Source organism: Roseinatronobacter thiooxidans, from assembly GCF_001870675.1.
GTDB lineage: Bacteria > Pseudomonadota > Alphaproteobacteria > Rhodobacterales > Rhodobacteraceae > Roseinatronobacter > Roseinatronobacter thiooxidans.
On record NZ_MEHT01000026.1, the window covers coordinates 15,857 to 29,306 of the forward strand.

Here is a 13,450-nt window from a genome sequence, read left to right on the forward strand (position 1 = left end):
CTCCAAAAATCTGCTTTCAATCAGAGGCACAGGACGCTTGCGGACCCTCTGGCTCTTGTGACGCTCACGATACCGGCGGCCCCCTGCCTGTCACCCCCCTGAACAGGGGGGGGCGCTGGTTTCACGGATTGCCAAAGATTTTGGGCAGGCTAAGATAGGCGCGTATTTATTTCATGTGTTTGTTCAATTTTGAATCGCCTGTCCTAAACGGGTGTCACGCCTTTGCCAAATCGCATTCCGCCGGTTATCCAGATTTACGCTCTTGTCGCAGTCAGTCTTGCTATGGCTGCGCTGGTGCTGTGGGCGGCTATGGACCAGCGATATCTTGGCCTTCAGCTGTCGTCCGAGGCCCGCATAGGGGACAGTGTCCGCCTTGACGGCATACAGATCGGGGGGGTGGCTTCAGACGGCCCCGCGGCGGATTTGCTGCGCGCGGATGTGCCTGCCTTGGCGCTGATTTCACTGAGGGACGCGACGGGCAATACGTTGCATCTCTCACCTGACGATCTGATCGAAGAACCCGATGTGCTAGAGAGTTATGCGGCCATGCATGCGTTCTTTGCCCGTCAGGACGCGATTGCAACGATGCTTCGGAGTGGCCGGTTAACCCTTGAAGTGCAGTTTACGGACGAGACGGGCTTTCACACCCTTTACCCCGCGCGCCAGCGTCCGGCACAAAGCCTGCCGTTTGCCTTTTGGCTTCAGATCGCAGTTGGCCTGAGCGGGGTTTGGATCGGGGTCTGGATTTGGATCTTGCGCAGCGCCGACTGGGCGGCGCGCTGCCTTGCGTTTAGCGGGCTGGGGCTGATGGTCTCGGCCTTTGCGGCGTCAGTTTATTCAACAAGAGAGCTTGCTCTGCCGGGCGATCTGTTTCGGGTCTTATCGGCGCTGAACCATCTGGGCGCGTTCATCTTTGGTGTGGGGATGATCGGGTTGTTTATGGTCTATCCGCGCCCCCTGTTCCGCCCCCGCTGGCTGGCGGTTCCGGCAATTGTGCTGGGGGCATGGTATGGTCTGGCGTATTCGGGGGCGGTTGATAGCCCCGCAATCGGCATTCATCTGGGGGTTATTCTGGCGCTGCTGGCCATCATTACCTTGGTGGGGTTGCAGTTTCACGCCACGCGCGGCGACCCGCGTGACCGCGCGGGCTTGTCATGGCTGGGGCTGGCGGTGCTGGTGGGATCGGGCGCGTTTGTTGTTACTGTCATCGCGCCGCATCTGCTGGGCATGAAGTCCATGTTGTCGCAAGGCATGGCTTTTGTGTTCTTTCTGCTGATCTATCTGGGGGTGGCGCTTGGGGTGGCGCGGTTCCAGCTGTTCGCGCTTGAGACTTGGGCGTTTCGCATTCTGTTCTACGTCATGGGCGTGGTGTTGCTGTTGGGAATCGATGCGATCCTGATTTTCACCATCGTAGATGATCGCGCCCCGGCTTTTGCGCTGTCCCTGTTGATCGTGGCACTTGTCTGGTTGCCTTTACGCGACACGCTTGCACGGTGGATGCTGCGCCGCAAGGAACCGGCGCGCGCCGAAAGATTCCGCAAGATCATGGATGTGGCAATGACCCCGCCAGAGCGCGATCAGGTAGGCCGCTGGCATGCCCTGATGGATGACATGTTCAACCCGCTAAGCCGCGTGCCCGCCACTGCGGTGAAAACCCCTTTCCTGCACGAAGACGGGCTTGCGCTGGTGCTGCCGCACATTGGCACTATTCCGGCACTAGCATTGCGATATGCCGATGGCGGGCGCAGGTTGTTTTCATCGCGCGATCTGGAACTGGCCACAGAAATGACCGCGATGCTGGAGCAGGCATTGGAAAGCCGTGCTGCCTATGAAAAGGGGGTCTGCGAAGAACGCACACGGATTGCACGCGACATCCACGACAATATCGGCGTGCAACTGATGGCGGCGCTGCATAGCCCCGAGCAGACCCGCAAAGACGTCATGATCCGCGAAACGCTGACCGACCTGCGCGACATTATCAACAATGCCTCGAATCCTGACATGTCCTTTGACGAGATGCTGGCCGAGCTGCGCGCGCGGATCGCCGAACAGCTTTACATCGCCGGTGTCGAAATGAACTGGACCGTCACGCATGATCAGGCCGTGGCCTTGCCGTTGCACGCCGCCTACACGCTGCGCGCGATTATCCGCGAAGCCGTGCAGAACGGCCTGAAACATGCCGCCGCGTCACGAATGGCCATTTCTGTTCATGTTGCACAGGGGCGGGTCATTGTCCGCGTTGCCGATGACGGGACAGGTTTTGATCCTGCGCGCGCGCCGCGCGGGAACGGGCTTGCCAATCTGCGCGACCGTGCCGCAGCCATGGGCGGGGTCATCCAGATTGACAGCGGCTTCAGCGGCACCTGCATAACCGCAGAAATTCCGCTGGCCGAAGGAATAAGGGGGGGCATATGACACAGGTTCTGATTGTCGAGGACCGAAGCGAAACCCGCCGCTGGTTGCGCGGGATCGTGACAGCAGCCTTCCCAAAGGCCATATTGCACGAGGCGACATGTCAAAGCAGCGGTCTTGTGCAATCTGCGCGGCGCAGGTTTGATCTGGCGCTGATTGATCTGGTTCTTCCCGACGGCTCGGGGCTGGAGGTGTTGCGCAGACTGCGCCTGTTGCAGCCAAACACGATCTGCGTGGTCACAACAGTCATGGGCGATGACGCCTCGATCGTGGGGGCGCTGTCGGCAGGCGCACATGGCTATCTGCTGAAGGAGCAACCCCGCGATCTGCTGGTGGTGCAATTGCAGCAGGTTGCCGCAGGAATTCCGGCACTGTCCCCCTCGGTCGCGCGCCGGATTATGCAGCATTTCCAGCGTACTGGCCCTGTTACTTCGGACGACACCCTGACCACCCGCGAGCGCGAGGTTCTGGGCATGATCGGGCGGGGTCTGCGCAATGCCGAGGTTGCGCAAACCTTGCATTTATCAGAAAATACCATTGCGGGTTATATCAAGGATATCTACCGCAAACTGGGCATTTCGTCGCGCGCCGAGGCGTCTTGGCACGCGGCAAGATTGGGTCTTGGTACACCGGACCAGAGTTGAGGGGTGGCGTTCAATTCACGGCAGGTATGCGCGATATTTTTGTTTTTGAAGAGGCATTTTTACCGCGTAAGGGTAATGAAAAACAGTGTTGAAAGCATTTCGTTGAAGCCCTGAATCGTGTGCGCAAAAGCTTCGGACATGTGTGTCATCGTGCCTGCACCTTTAGTGAACAGGACGCGCGCGCATTTTCAGCGCTTTATTGACACTGGCAGAAATAGACGTGCAGTGAGCCGCACCACGCCTTTTCGATCCCACTGGGCATGACTTCAACCGCAGAGGGAGGGTTTGTCCCGAGATAACTGACACTGAATTTCCAGCGCCCCCCCGATCAAGCTTTAATGCAATTCCAGAAATGTTACGAACAGATTATTTCAGTTTGAAACTTCAATAAAACAATAGGTTAAGCGTTCATGTATGTGACCGGAAAACCGAAACGCTTGAAAGCGCGGTTTCCGAAGCCCTTGCTCTGTGCAACGCCAGTCTGGTGCGATGCGTTATTCTTTGGTGCGGAACCTGCCACAGGCATAGTGAAGGCCAAGCGGGGTGCCCACATGAATCACGCTGCAGCGGGGATGTCACGGCGCGGGTGTCGGGTGCGGGTCAGAATGAACAGCATGACCGCGATATTCAGCGCATTCCAGACAATCCCGTTCAGGAATGCCAGCTGATAAGAGCCGGTCAGGTCATTGATCCAACCGGACATCCAGCCCCCAAGCGCCATTCCAAGGATCGTTGCCATAATCACAAAACCCACCCAAGCACCTGCTTCGCGCGCGGGCATGTATTCGCGCACAATCAACGCATAGGCAGGCACTATGCCGCCCTGTGCCAGTCCGAATACCAGACTAACCACATACAACGAAACAAGCCCGCCCGCTGGCAGATACAAAAACAGCGCCAGCATCTGTAGTACCGAGCCGATAAGCAATGTCAGCACGCCGCCCAGCTTGTCCGCGATCAGCCCCGATATCAGCCGCGAAACAACGCCCCCCAGCAGCATGAGTGACAGCATCTCGGCACCGACGGCTGGGCCAAAGCCCCGATCGACGCAAAGTGCTACGATATGCACCTGCGGCATGGACATGGCCACGCAACACCCAAGCCCCGCAGCCGCAAGCAGCCATGCAAGTGTGCGCGGCGACAACCCGCTGGCCGCACGGTTCGCCAATGAGAAATTTCCAGCCGCTGCCATGCTAAGTTCGGGAACGCGGCGGCGCAGCAGCAGTGCCAACGGAATGACCAACACAGTCACGATCACGGCCAGCGCAAGACAGACCGCGCGCCACCCGTTGTCCAGCAGCACCCCAGCCAGCACCATGGGCCAAATGGCACCGGACAGGTAATTGCCGCTGGCGGCCACCGCCACAGCAATGCCCCGCCTGCGCTGGAACCAATGCGAGATATCGGCGATCAGTGGCCCGAAACTTGCGGCAGAGCCCAAGCCGATTACGAAATGCACAAGCGACAATATCAGAATTGACGGGCTGGCGGCTGCGGCCAGATAGCCGCTGCATGACAGCAGACTCGCACCGATCAGCGCCGTGGACATTCCAAACCTGTCGACAGCGCGGCCAATCAGCAGGTTGCCCAGACCAAAGCCCAGCATCGTCAGTGTATAGGGCAAGGACGAGTCCGCCCGCGATACGCCAAATTCCGCCTGCACCGCAGGCATGATCACGATCACCGACCACATGCCGACATTGCCGATTGTTGCAATCGCCAGCGTCACAGCCAGCCTGGCCCATGAATAGCGGCTATCAAAAACCAACTGTTCCGACATCTCGCCCCCCAACAGACTGATTGCACGAACAAGGATCGGGCGCCCCATTGCGGGCACAGCCTGTCATCTGGCACCAAGATCACCAATTTATCAGATTGATCAAGTATTTCATGTTGCAAATGCGCCGGGGTTCGGGGGGCCTTTGCGCCCGAAACAAGGGGTTGAGTGCACGGGGGCAAGCCGCTACTTGTCAGCACAGACGCGTAGAAATGCCACCCATACCGGCAAGAAAGCGCACTTCTTTTTCAGTGAACAACACTCAGGAACCCCAATGACGGCCGAGACTGACGCCCGCATCGCCCGCCTTCTCCACCACCGCAAAGCGGGCCTTGCATTGGGAGAGCCTGTTGTGCCCCCGATTTCGGTCGCAACCACGTTTCACCTGCCGCAAACCCAAGGGGCGGTGCATTCCTATGGTCGCGCAGGCCAGCCCACATGGGACGCGGTAGAGGCGCAGCTTGCCATATTGGAAGACGCTGAAGTGGTGTCGTTTCCGTCTGGAATGGCCGCGATCACGGCAGCGCTTGTGTGCTGCCTGCGCGCTGGCGCGCGCGTAATGATCCCCTCGGATGGCTATTATGTCACCCGCCTGTTGGGCCGCGACATGTTGCAGGTCTACGGGGTGGATGTGATACCCGTCCCGACGCTGGAGATGGAAAGCGCCGATTTCGCGGGGTTTGACGTCATCTATATCGAAACCCCGTCGAACCCCGGCCTTGACACGATTGACATCGCAACCATCGCCACCCGCGCCCATGCCGCCGGCGCGCGGGTCATTGTTGACAACACCACCATGACCCCGCTGCTGCAGCGCCCGCTGGATCTTGGGGCTGATTTGGTCGTGGCCGCGGACACTAAGGCGCCTGCGGGCCATTCCGATGCGCTGTTTGGTCATGTTGCAGGCCGCGATGCGGCACTGATGGCGCGGGTGGCAGACTGGCGGCGGCAATCGGGGTCTGTCCCTGGCCCGTTCGAGGCCTATCTGGTCCATCGCGGCCTTGAGACACTGGAAGTTCGACTAAGCCGGATGTGCGCCTCTGCCGCGCTTATTGCCGAACGGCTGGCGCAGCACCCGGCAGTGCGCGGCCTGCGCTATCCGGGGTTGGCAGGCGATCCTGCACATAAGGCCGTGGGCGGGCAAATGGCCAATGGCGGCTTCCTGATCGGGTTCGAACTGGCCGATGCCGCGACAGCAGAACACTTCCTCGCACGCTGCCCATTGATCGAACAGGCCACCAGCTTCGGCGGGGTCCACAGCGCTGCCGAACGCCGCGCGCGTTGGGGCGACAATGTGGCAGAGGGCTTTATCCGCTTGTCCGTCGGCGTCGAACCCGTCGAGGTGTTGTGGCAGTCAATCGACACCGCGCTGGTCTTAACGGGTGCGGAAGGATAAATCGCACGCCTTGGCCTTTCGCTGCGGCCTATCTTCGGTGATTTGCCGCAGCGCAGCTTCACCGGCTGTTCACGCCGGTGCTTTCCCGTGAATTAATCTGTCATCAAGCTGGATAAGCCTTCAAGGTTGGAGGGGGTGAGCAGCTTGACCGAAGGTGTTGTCAGAAATGGTGATAAAATAGACTGTTAACTATGACACCTGACAAAAAAATTCCATTTTTATGTTCACTTTTCATGTATTTTATTGGTTCAACGCAAAGCAATGCTTGCACGAAACATGTTCTAAAGCTTTGTCATGGCTTTCTCTCTTGCTGGGCTAAATCCCGTATTTCGAACAGTGCTACAGCATACACGTTCAGAATCGTGCGATAGCGGTTGAATTCTTACCTCTATTTTGCCTAAATATTGGCGGGCTATCTTGTTATATATGCATAATATCAGCCTTTGTGCCGATTTCAGTGTCCACTTCAATATCCCTTTATGTATACTCTTTAAAACCCACTGACTTCCGCTCGAGCACCGTGAGCATGGGTTCTTACAAGGTATCGCGCAAACTGTTCCAGTTCGTCGGCTGCTTTCTTTGTGGATGATTTTGAAATGATTGTCATTGCGCCAAACGTACCGGATGCTCCGATCCAAGGTAAGCTTACAGCCAGTAAATCAGTGTTCCAGACAACACCCGTGTTTGCGTAATTCCGAAGCGTTTTCTGGTGTTCTCCGGAAGCGATGATTTCACGCTCGATTTCTGAAGCCTGTTTACAATAGGCGTCAAGATGTGTGTCGCGCTCGGGTGCTGACATTGCAATCTGTGCAGCAAGAGCGGCAGAATCCGAAACCAAAGAGCGTAAGCCTTCGCGCTCGACCGACCTGTAAGAGCTTTCGATCATGACAAATTTTCCAGTGGCAACAAACTGGCAAAATTCGACATGCAAGGAGCGCACTTGAACAATTTCATGAATCAGGCCCGCTGCGCCATCGATGTCGGCAGCAGCAAAGTGAAAGTCAGTCAACAACGTACCAAGCCGACCAGTCAATTCAAAAGCGTGATCGCCAAGCCGCATGCGTACCCAGCCCCGCGCCTTGAGAGTGTTTGTAGCGCGCCAGATTGATGATCGGTGAATTGGTAGAATATCCGCCAGATGTTTTAGCGTGATGGGGCCGTGAGTGCCAATCGCTTCAAAAACAAGCAGCAAGCGCAGTGTTGGTGAGTTATGCTCTGAAATATCTTGCGCGTCTGACTTGCTAGAATCTTCCAGTGGCATCCGTAAACCCCAGTATTATGCTTGACCCACCGCGCATGTCTCTGCGGGATAAAAGAAAACTTAAACCCTTAGAAGCGCTGCATACATGCGCAGCACCGCATGTATTCTGAGCCGTTTTCACTGTCCGAAATCAGCTATCTACACAGGCATAGAATTATAACAGCATGGCTACTCTGAATTTAACTACTCGCCAAATACGACAACCGAACTGTAGGAGCCAATTCCTTGATGAAACTCCATTTTTTCGTCGGCTTGAATTTCGACAAACTCACCATCGGCGTTGATGTATCCGCTCTCGATCTGCACATCCATACCACTGCCTATTCCTAAGCTGATAGAGCGCAACTCATCCCCGGATTGAACCATCACCAATTCAAGGTGACTGAGGGGGCCATTTTCTACCGGCGCGTCTTCAGCAAGGGCATGGGATAGATTGAGCGCGCCAAAGGCGGCACCCAAGACAAGCAATTTCGACTGGTGAATGAACGCGTTTTTTATGTTCAAGATGTGTTTCATGCGGCCTCTCGGTTAAAATTCAAACTGCATAGATGCACGGAACGTATCTTCGGATGCGCTTTGGTTCTGACCGAACGCATCGTTGCCGAAGTTATATCTCATGCGCGCATATTGTGCCCTGAGAACGGGGCTATTGGCGTTTTCTGATATCGGCGCGGCCAGCCCGATTTGCGCTTGAATAAAGGCATCTTCATTTGACACAGGTGTGACCTGCAAGGACATTTGCGAGCGGTCGAAAATCGGCAGCGACGCCCCGAATGTCGCGCTGCGTCTGGTCGTCCCGTTGCGCAGGCCTGTCGCGCGCAAACGCCCTGTGACGCGCCCCCAGTCTGCCTGATACTGTCCAAACACATCAATTCGATCATTCTGGTTTTGGGTGCCAGCAGATTCCGCGATCAGTGCAGGCCGGTCAAACTCCAATGCGCCTGCCACGCCAAGGGTCATAATGCCCCCGTTCCCTGCTTGAAAGCTGCGGGCAATGTTCAGTTCGATATTGCTGAAATGGTCCGGGTCGGGGTTGGTATAGCCGACAGCGCTTGCAGAAAACCGAAACCCATTTGCAGCTTGATAGGTTGCATCGGCCCCGACGTAGAAATTTGCATCTCTTGGGTTCAAGACCCCCATGAAATAGCGCACGACAGACCGACCGTCGGTGCGGTTGCCCGTAAAGGACAGATGCGGCACATAGCGAAATCTGGAACGCTGCTGCGTTATTAGTTCCTCAAGTGCGCTTTGCCGTGAAACGCCCAGACCAACCTGCAAAAACAGATCACCTATGTTTTGCAGTTCTAAAGAGCTGATATCGCGCGCAACATCGTCGATGATCGTGATACGCCCTGTGATATCTTGTAGCGGATCACCAGTGCCGCCCTCATAGTAAAACCGTTGATCAGGGTCAAAAATACGCTCGCCGGTTACGCTGTAGCGCCTGTTGGTCGATTGTACGGTTGTACGGACAGGCGAGACACCAAGCCAGATGCTGTTGAAAAAGGCTGTTGGCGTTTCATCTGGGTTGCGGGGGCGTGTTTCCGGATGGACTACCCGACCAGTACCCGTCTGGAACATTGTGAACCCGCCTTGTGGTATGCGCAGGTTATTGGACGCCAGAAACAGATTGTTGCTGATATCACCTCTTGGTGCCCCGCCCTGACCAGCCGGAAGGCTTCCATGAAGGCTTGGCAGAACCAACGCGGCAAGTTGCGCGCTTAAAGTGTAAGCGTCCCATTCTTCCGGCTCTAGCAGTACAATGCTGCGGGTTGTGTGTGACAGCGATGCCGCAACATCATTGCTGCGCAGGGTTCTTTCGACTTTGGACAGCGTGAATATCGGGCGCCGTCTTACGGTTTCAGTGCGTGACGCACCACTTAAAGAAATGCGCGATTCATCAAGCACCTGACCTGTATTTGGCAGGCGCAGCGACATGCCGACGCGTTCGTTGAGATCAGGGTCGCCCCGCACAAAGAAGCCTTCAGCATCTTTCAGCGCCTGTTGCGTGCGCGGATCAATGCGCTGCCCAAACTCCGAGTCAAACCTGAACCGGCCAGGAAGAAGTGTGTCCGGGTCTATATCATCTTCGCCAACTGTTACGCCGGGTGTAAATGTGCAGACAGCCCCTGCGGGTGCGCCGGGCAGGCAACCGCCGGTAACGCTCAGGTCAATATCTACCCCTATCAATTCAACGGGGGTCTGGCGGCGCCACTCAACCTGACGGCTGCGATCGACCATCTGAAGCTGCGCATACCAGCCGGTTTGCCGCCGAACCCCGACACCATCTTCAATCGAGGAGTCTATGCTCGTGTCAAAGGGGATCAGCGCGAAGACATCTGGCTCAAGCGCGCGACGGGCGCCGAATAACAGGCCCACCCGCGCAGAGCGCTGGCTGTCAGGGCCGATAACTTGCCGGTTCAGGGTGAAACGGGTTGTCAGTGGCGGGTCTTGGCGTGCAACCTGAGAGCGGATTTCCGTCTGTCTGTACAGCTCGTCCAGCCCCTGCACATCCGATCCTGCGGTGGCGGGCGCTTCATCCGGAAGGGGCGCTTCTGTTTCTGTCTGCGCATGGGCCGCCGAGGCCATGACCGAAAGCGCCACTGTACTTGCATACATATACCGCAATGCAGATCGGTAAGGGGTGAGGCTTGAAATTGAAATTACACGTAGTTTCCTTTGTCCCGTTGGCCGGTCTACCGTTGTGCCCAGTTTCGGAATGTTACGCATCACAGCCTCGCTTGCTCAAAAGACAGTCTGCGCTGGCGCAGATCGACCACTCCCCTTGTCGCAACGCATTCTTTGGGTGTGCGCTTTCAAAAAGGGGGTATGATGCCGGCCCAGTAGGGCCGGCACATGTCATTCTACATAACCTTAAGTGCCTTACGGCAGAGGCTGCGTCTCACCGGGGGTTCCGAAGCTGACATTCGAGGTGTAGCTGTCACTCACAAAGCTGCCAGTCTGCTCCGATGATGCTACGTCACCACCACCCGAGTTGGCGAAAGTTGCATCGGCAGCGCCTTCAACAGTGACACCAGCGGTGCTGGCTGCTGCGTTTGCACCAGTTGCCGCAGCAACCGAAACCGATGTCGGGCTTGCGACAGTCAATGTCTGGCTCTGAACGTTAAGGTCAGCACCGCTGGTGACATCGCCATCAACGGTGATGCTCCCACCGTCCGAGCATACCAGATCTGTGCCCGTACCGATACAAGTACCGTCGCCAGCGTCGCCAGTCACGATACTTACGTCTTGAGCGCCGAAAGTCGCGCTCATGCTGACAGCAAGAGAATCTGCAGAAACAAAAGCAGGTGCTGCAATCAGTGCCAGCGCCGCTGTGGACAGTTTGAATGTTTTCGTCATCGTGGTCTCCCGTTATTTCGATGCACACGTCATGCGTGCTAGAAAGGGATAGCGATTTGCCTGCCCACACAGCAAATACGCAGATGAAACAATGGCCTTTCATATTTGCGGCGGTCCACTATCAAATTCGTGGCGCGGTACGAAACCGAAAGTTCCGCTTGGCTTGCACACAGCGCGTCGCTTGACATCTGCGCGCACTGCCCCGTGATGCGCATAGTGTCACTTTCGGCAGGGAAAATGCCTTTTCGCGTGTCGCATGCAAGGCGGCCGGGTAAAGGCATTGCAGCACGGCCCAGAAGAATTCGGGCACGATGTATGCCGCAGGATTGCTGCGTTGACCTGCCAGAAAAACCACCTAACTGTCGAAAGTAAGTGTGATATTTCGCATGGTGAGACGCTGATCTATTGATGCAGGGTAGAATTTTCGATAACAAACTATCTTAATAGTTGAACGGTGGATAAAAATGACAAGCTACGCTCGAAATATCGCACCTGCGTCAGAGGAGTTACGGATTCTGGTCGTCGATCATCATGCACTCATCTGCGAGACATTGGCGGCAGCACTGAACATGGAAAGCGGAATTTACGCTGAATCGGCAACATCGCTTCATGCAGCACATGACAGAATTGACGAGACTGCGCGCTTTGACGTTGTGTTGCTTGATTATGAAGTCACGGGCATGGATGGCATGAACGGGTTGCGTCACCTGATTGACAAGACCGACAGTGCGGTCGTGCTCTTTGCCAGCTCTGCGAACCCTATGATTGTGGAGCGCGCAATCGCTGCAGGTGCGGGGGGCTTTATTCCAAAGACCCTGCCATTCAGGGCACTGAAACACGCCTTGCGTTTGGTGGCAGAGGGCGTCTTATATCTGCCAGCTCAACACATGCGCCCGACGGCGGAAGACAACACGACAGAGATTGACCTGACACCCCGAGAAATGCGTGTGCTTGGATTTCTGTGTGAAGGCATGCAAAACAAAGAGATTGGCCGCGAACTGGGTCTTGAAGACGGCATCATAAAAATGGATGTCAGGTCGATCTGCCGCAAGATGGGCGCCCGCAACCGCACCCAAATCGTTATTGAAGCCATGAAGCGCGGATTGCCTGATATCTTGCTGTCAGGACAACTGTCATCGGAATGACTGGGACACGCTTTGTCTTGTTCACCCAAGCCGCACAGCCATGTTTTAGTCACCACTATGCCGCCGATGGCGCAGATTAAGTCTACTATTCTGCGGTGAATGTCCCACGCTGTCCATTCCCCGCATCGCCAAGGCGCGAACGCATGGCATAAATACTGGTATTTAGCTGGTCCGGCACCGTCAGATCGGTCACGCCACGGAAAATGATAGCGTCAATTAACAAGGTATATGCGCCAGTCAGCCCTGCATTTTCAACAATGGCATCGGCGTTTCACCGCAGTTCCGGCAGTGGCCTCTGCTTGATCCTTGCCAGAGCGCGCGGCCCAGCGATCATACTGCATTGACCACCTCGCGCCACTTTTGGGTTTCTACAGTTTGGCATACCTGCGCGGTGGACCGACAGCGTGGCCAGCGCGATCCGCAAAGACACGATGACAATTGCGCATGTCATATGCTCCGTCTGCCGTCACGGACCGGATAGGATTTGATCAAGTCATTTCGGTGGCATCAGGTCGTTTGCGCTACGTTACGCCTGCCTTACTTTCAGGGTTCTCTGACGGTGGCACTGGGCGTTGGTTTTCGGGCCGCCACGCCAAGTCCGGCACGCCGCAGCAGAGTTTGCACAAAACCTGTGATCCATGCGCGCGGCATCCTGGACAGCACTTTCAAGCTCGGACATGTCCGGACCGCGTGGTTGGGGTATCCGTCCCCAACGCCCCCTTTCCGATGCCATGGTCGCAAGACCCATGCGCTATTCTGCAAGTCGTTGGGGCCTGATACTACAGTAGCGTATTGTGTTGAGTTCTGATTCACTTGCGCGATTGGATTGGGAACATGCGCATGTCTGTATTGGATTGGGCTGACAGCTTTGGAAATTTGCGCGGGGCGCTTGATGAACTGAAGGCATTTGTCGGGCCTGCGTTCAATTGCTCAGAGCAGCGGCTCTCGGCGGGCGTACGCTTCGCGGTCCCGGGAATATCTCCTACTATTTCGCGCATGCGCCTTCGGAAACATCCCTTTCAGAGATGGCCGTTGCCGCCGGATTGCGCTGGACCATCGAAGAATGTTTCCTGCGCGCAAAGGACGATCTGGGACTGGATCACTGCGAGGCGATTTCATTGCATGGCTGGCATCGCCACATCAGCCTTGTCATGGCAGCAGCGGCATTCCTGCCAAAGCTCATGGCTGATCAGAGAAAAACGGTTTTTCAAAAACAGACCGAAACGGGTCCACGCATGCCGCCGGTCACCACCTCATCAAACGCCTTCAGCGCTGTATGGCAACATCAGAAATCCGAAGACTCATTTGCCGTCTGCTGCGAACCACAATCTTTAGTCTTGATGTCATCTGGGACTGGTCAATTAGGCGACGCCAGCATCAGCTCGATGCCGCCATCGCATATCGGAAAATTCGACAATATCCGCAACTGTAATGTTAATACTACAGTTGCGTATT

General features: G+C 56.1%; 10 protein-coding genes and 1 pseudogene. 5 read left to right on the plus strand and 6 right to left on the minus strand.

The annotated features are described in order from the left end of the window. Window positions 1-282: 282 nt before the first annotated feature. Complete coding sequence (locus BG455_RS11505) at window positions 283-2,415, plus strand: ATP-binding protein (protein WP_084386330.1); 2,133 nt, start codon at window positions 283-285, stop codon at window positions 2,413-2,415. Further along, on the plus strand, window positions 2,412-3,056 hold the full coding sequence (locus tag BG455_RS11510; RefSeq protein ID WP_071470159.1) for a response regulator: 645 nt from the start codon (window positions 2,412-2,414) through the stop codon (window positions 3,054-3,056). Before BG455_RS11505 ends, BG455_RS11510 begins: the two co-directional genes overlap by 4 nt. Before the next feature lie 556 nt (window positions 3,057-3,612). Here the strand turns inward: BG455_RS11510 and BG455_RS11515 are convergent. After that, complete coding sequence (locus BG455_RS11515; protein WP_071470167.1) at window positions 3,613-4,836, minus strand: MFS transporter; 1,224 nt, start codon at window positions 4,834-4,836, stop codon at window positions 3,613-3,615. A gap of 271 nt (window positions 4,837-5,107) precedes the next feature. On the opposite strand from BG455_RS11515, the gene BG455_RS11520 reads away from it, so the two are divergent. Next, window positions 5,108-6,229 carry a cystathionine gamma-lyase gene (locus BG455_RS11520; RefSeq protein WP_071470160.1) on the plus strand — a complete coding sequence of 374 codons (1,122 nt, stop codon included), beginning with the start codon at window positions 5,108-5,110 and terminating at the stop codon, window positions 6,227-6,229. A 490-nt stretch (window positions 6,230-6,719) separates the two neighbouring features. On the opposite strand, the gene BG455_RS11525 is transcribed toward BG455_RS11520, so the two are convergent. The 4 genes from BG455_RS11525 to BG455_RS11540 form a co-directional block, all read right to left on the minus strand. Further along, a complete protein-coding gene (locus BG455_RS11525) occupies window positions 6,720-7,490 on the minus strand; it encodes an IclR family transcriptional regulator (RefSeq protein WP_111361426.1) in 771 nt (256 codons plus the stop codon). A 183-nt stretch (window positions 7,491-7,673) separates the two neighbouring features. Then, window positions 7,674-8,006 carry a hypothetical protein gene (locus BG455_RS11530; protein ID WP_071470162.1) on the minus strand — a complete coding sequence of 111 codons (333 nt, stop codon included), beginning with the start codon at window positions 8,004-8,006 and terminating at the stop codon, window positions 7,674-7,676. Between the two features lie 12 nt (window positions 8,007-8,018). Then, window positions 8,019-10,109, minus strand: coding sequence for a hypothetical protein (locus BG455_RS11535; RefSeq protein WP_071470163.1), 2,091 nt, complete (start codon window positions 10,107-10,109; stop codon window positions 8,019-8,021). Between the two features lie 264 nt (window positions 10,110-10,373). Continuing rightward, window positions 10,374-10,763: a hypothetical protein gene (locus BG455_RS11540; RefSeq protein ID WP_143079928.1), complete on the minus strand. Its 390-nt coding sequence runs from the start codon at window positions 10,761-10,763 to the stop codon at window positions 10,374-10,376. A gap of 551 nt (window positions 10,764-11,314) precedes the next feature. On the opposite strand from BG455_RS11540, the gene BG455_RS11545 reads away from it, so the two are divergent. Beyond that, the gene (locus BG455_RS11545; RefSeq protein WP_071470165.1) at window positions 11,315-11,995 is read left to right on the plus strand and encodes a response regulator; all 681 of its coding nucleotides are present in this window, start codon (window positions 11,315-11,317) and stop codon (window positions 11,993-11,995) included. Between the two features lie 85 nt (window positions 11,996-12,080). Here BG455_RS11545 and BG455_RS17350 read toward each other — a convergent pair whose 3' ends face one another. Beyond that, window positions 12,081-12,218 (minus strand): hypothetical protein, encoded by a 138-nt coding sequence (locus BG455_RS17350; RefSeq protein ID WP_170124802.1) that lies wholly within the window; start codon window positions 12,216-12,218, stop codon window positions 12,081-12,083. 817 nt (window positions 12,219-13,035) lie between these two features. Between BG455_RS17350 and BG455_RS17605 the strand changes: the two are divergent. Beyond that, window positions 13,036-13,162, plus strand: a pseudogene (locus BG455_RS17605) (IS701 family transposase); the annotation flags it as partial. Between the last annotated feature and the right edge of the window lie 288 nt (window positions 13,163-13,450).

What these genes read in the sequence shown, in the direction of transcription:
- BG455_RS11505 (WP_084386330.1), top strand. Translation starts at nt 283, where the DNA reads ATGGCTGCGCTGGTGCTGTGGGCGGCTATGGACCAGCGATATCTTGGC.
- BG455_RS11510 (WP_071470159.1), top strand. Translation starts at nt 2,412, where the DNA reads ATGACACAGGTTCTGATTGTCGAGGACCGAAGCGAAACCCGCCGCTGG.
- BG455_RS11515 (WP_071470167.1), bottom strand. Translation starts at nt 4,836, where the DNA reads ATGTCGGAACAGTTGGTTTTTGATAGCCGCTATTCATGGGCCAGGCTG.
- BG455_RS11520 (WP_071470160.1), top strand. Translation starts at nt 5,108, where the DNA reads ATGACGGCCGAGACTGACGCCCGCATCGCCCGCCTTCTCCACCACCGC.
- BG455_RS11525 (WP_111361426.1), bottom strand. Translation starts at nt 7,490, where the DNA reads ATGCCACTGGAAGATTCTAGCAAGTCAGACGCGCAAGATATTTCAGAG.
- BG455_RS11530 (WP_071470162.1), bottom strand. Translation starts at nt 8,006, where the DNA reads ATGAAACACATCTTGAACATAAAAAACGCGTTCATTCACCAGTCGAAA.
- BG455_RS11535 (WP_071470163.1), bottom strand. Translation starts at nt 10,109, where the DNA reads ATGTATGCAAGTACAGTGGCGCTTTCGGTCATGGCCTCGGCGGCCCAT.
- BG455_RS11540 (WP_143079928.1), bottom strand. Translation starts at nt 10,763, where the DNA reads ATGAGCGCGACTTTCGGCGCTCAAGACGTAAGTATCGTGACTGGCGAC.
- BG455_RS11545 (WP_071470165.1), top strand. Translation starts at nt 11,315, where the DNA reads ATGACAAGCTACGCTCGAAATATCGCACCTGCGTCAGAGGAGTTACGG.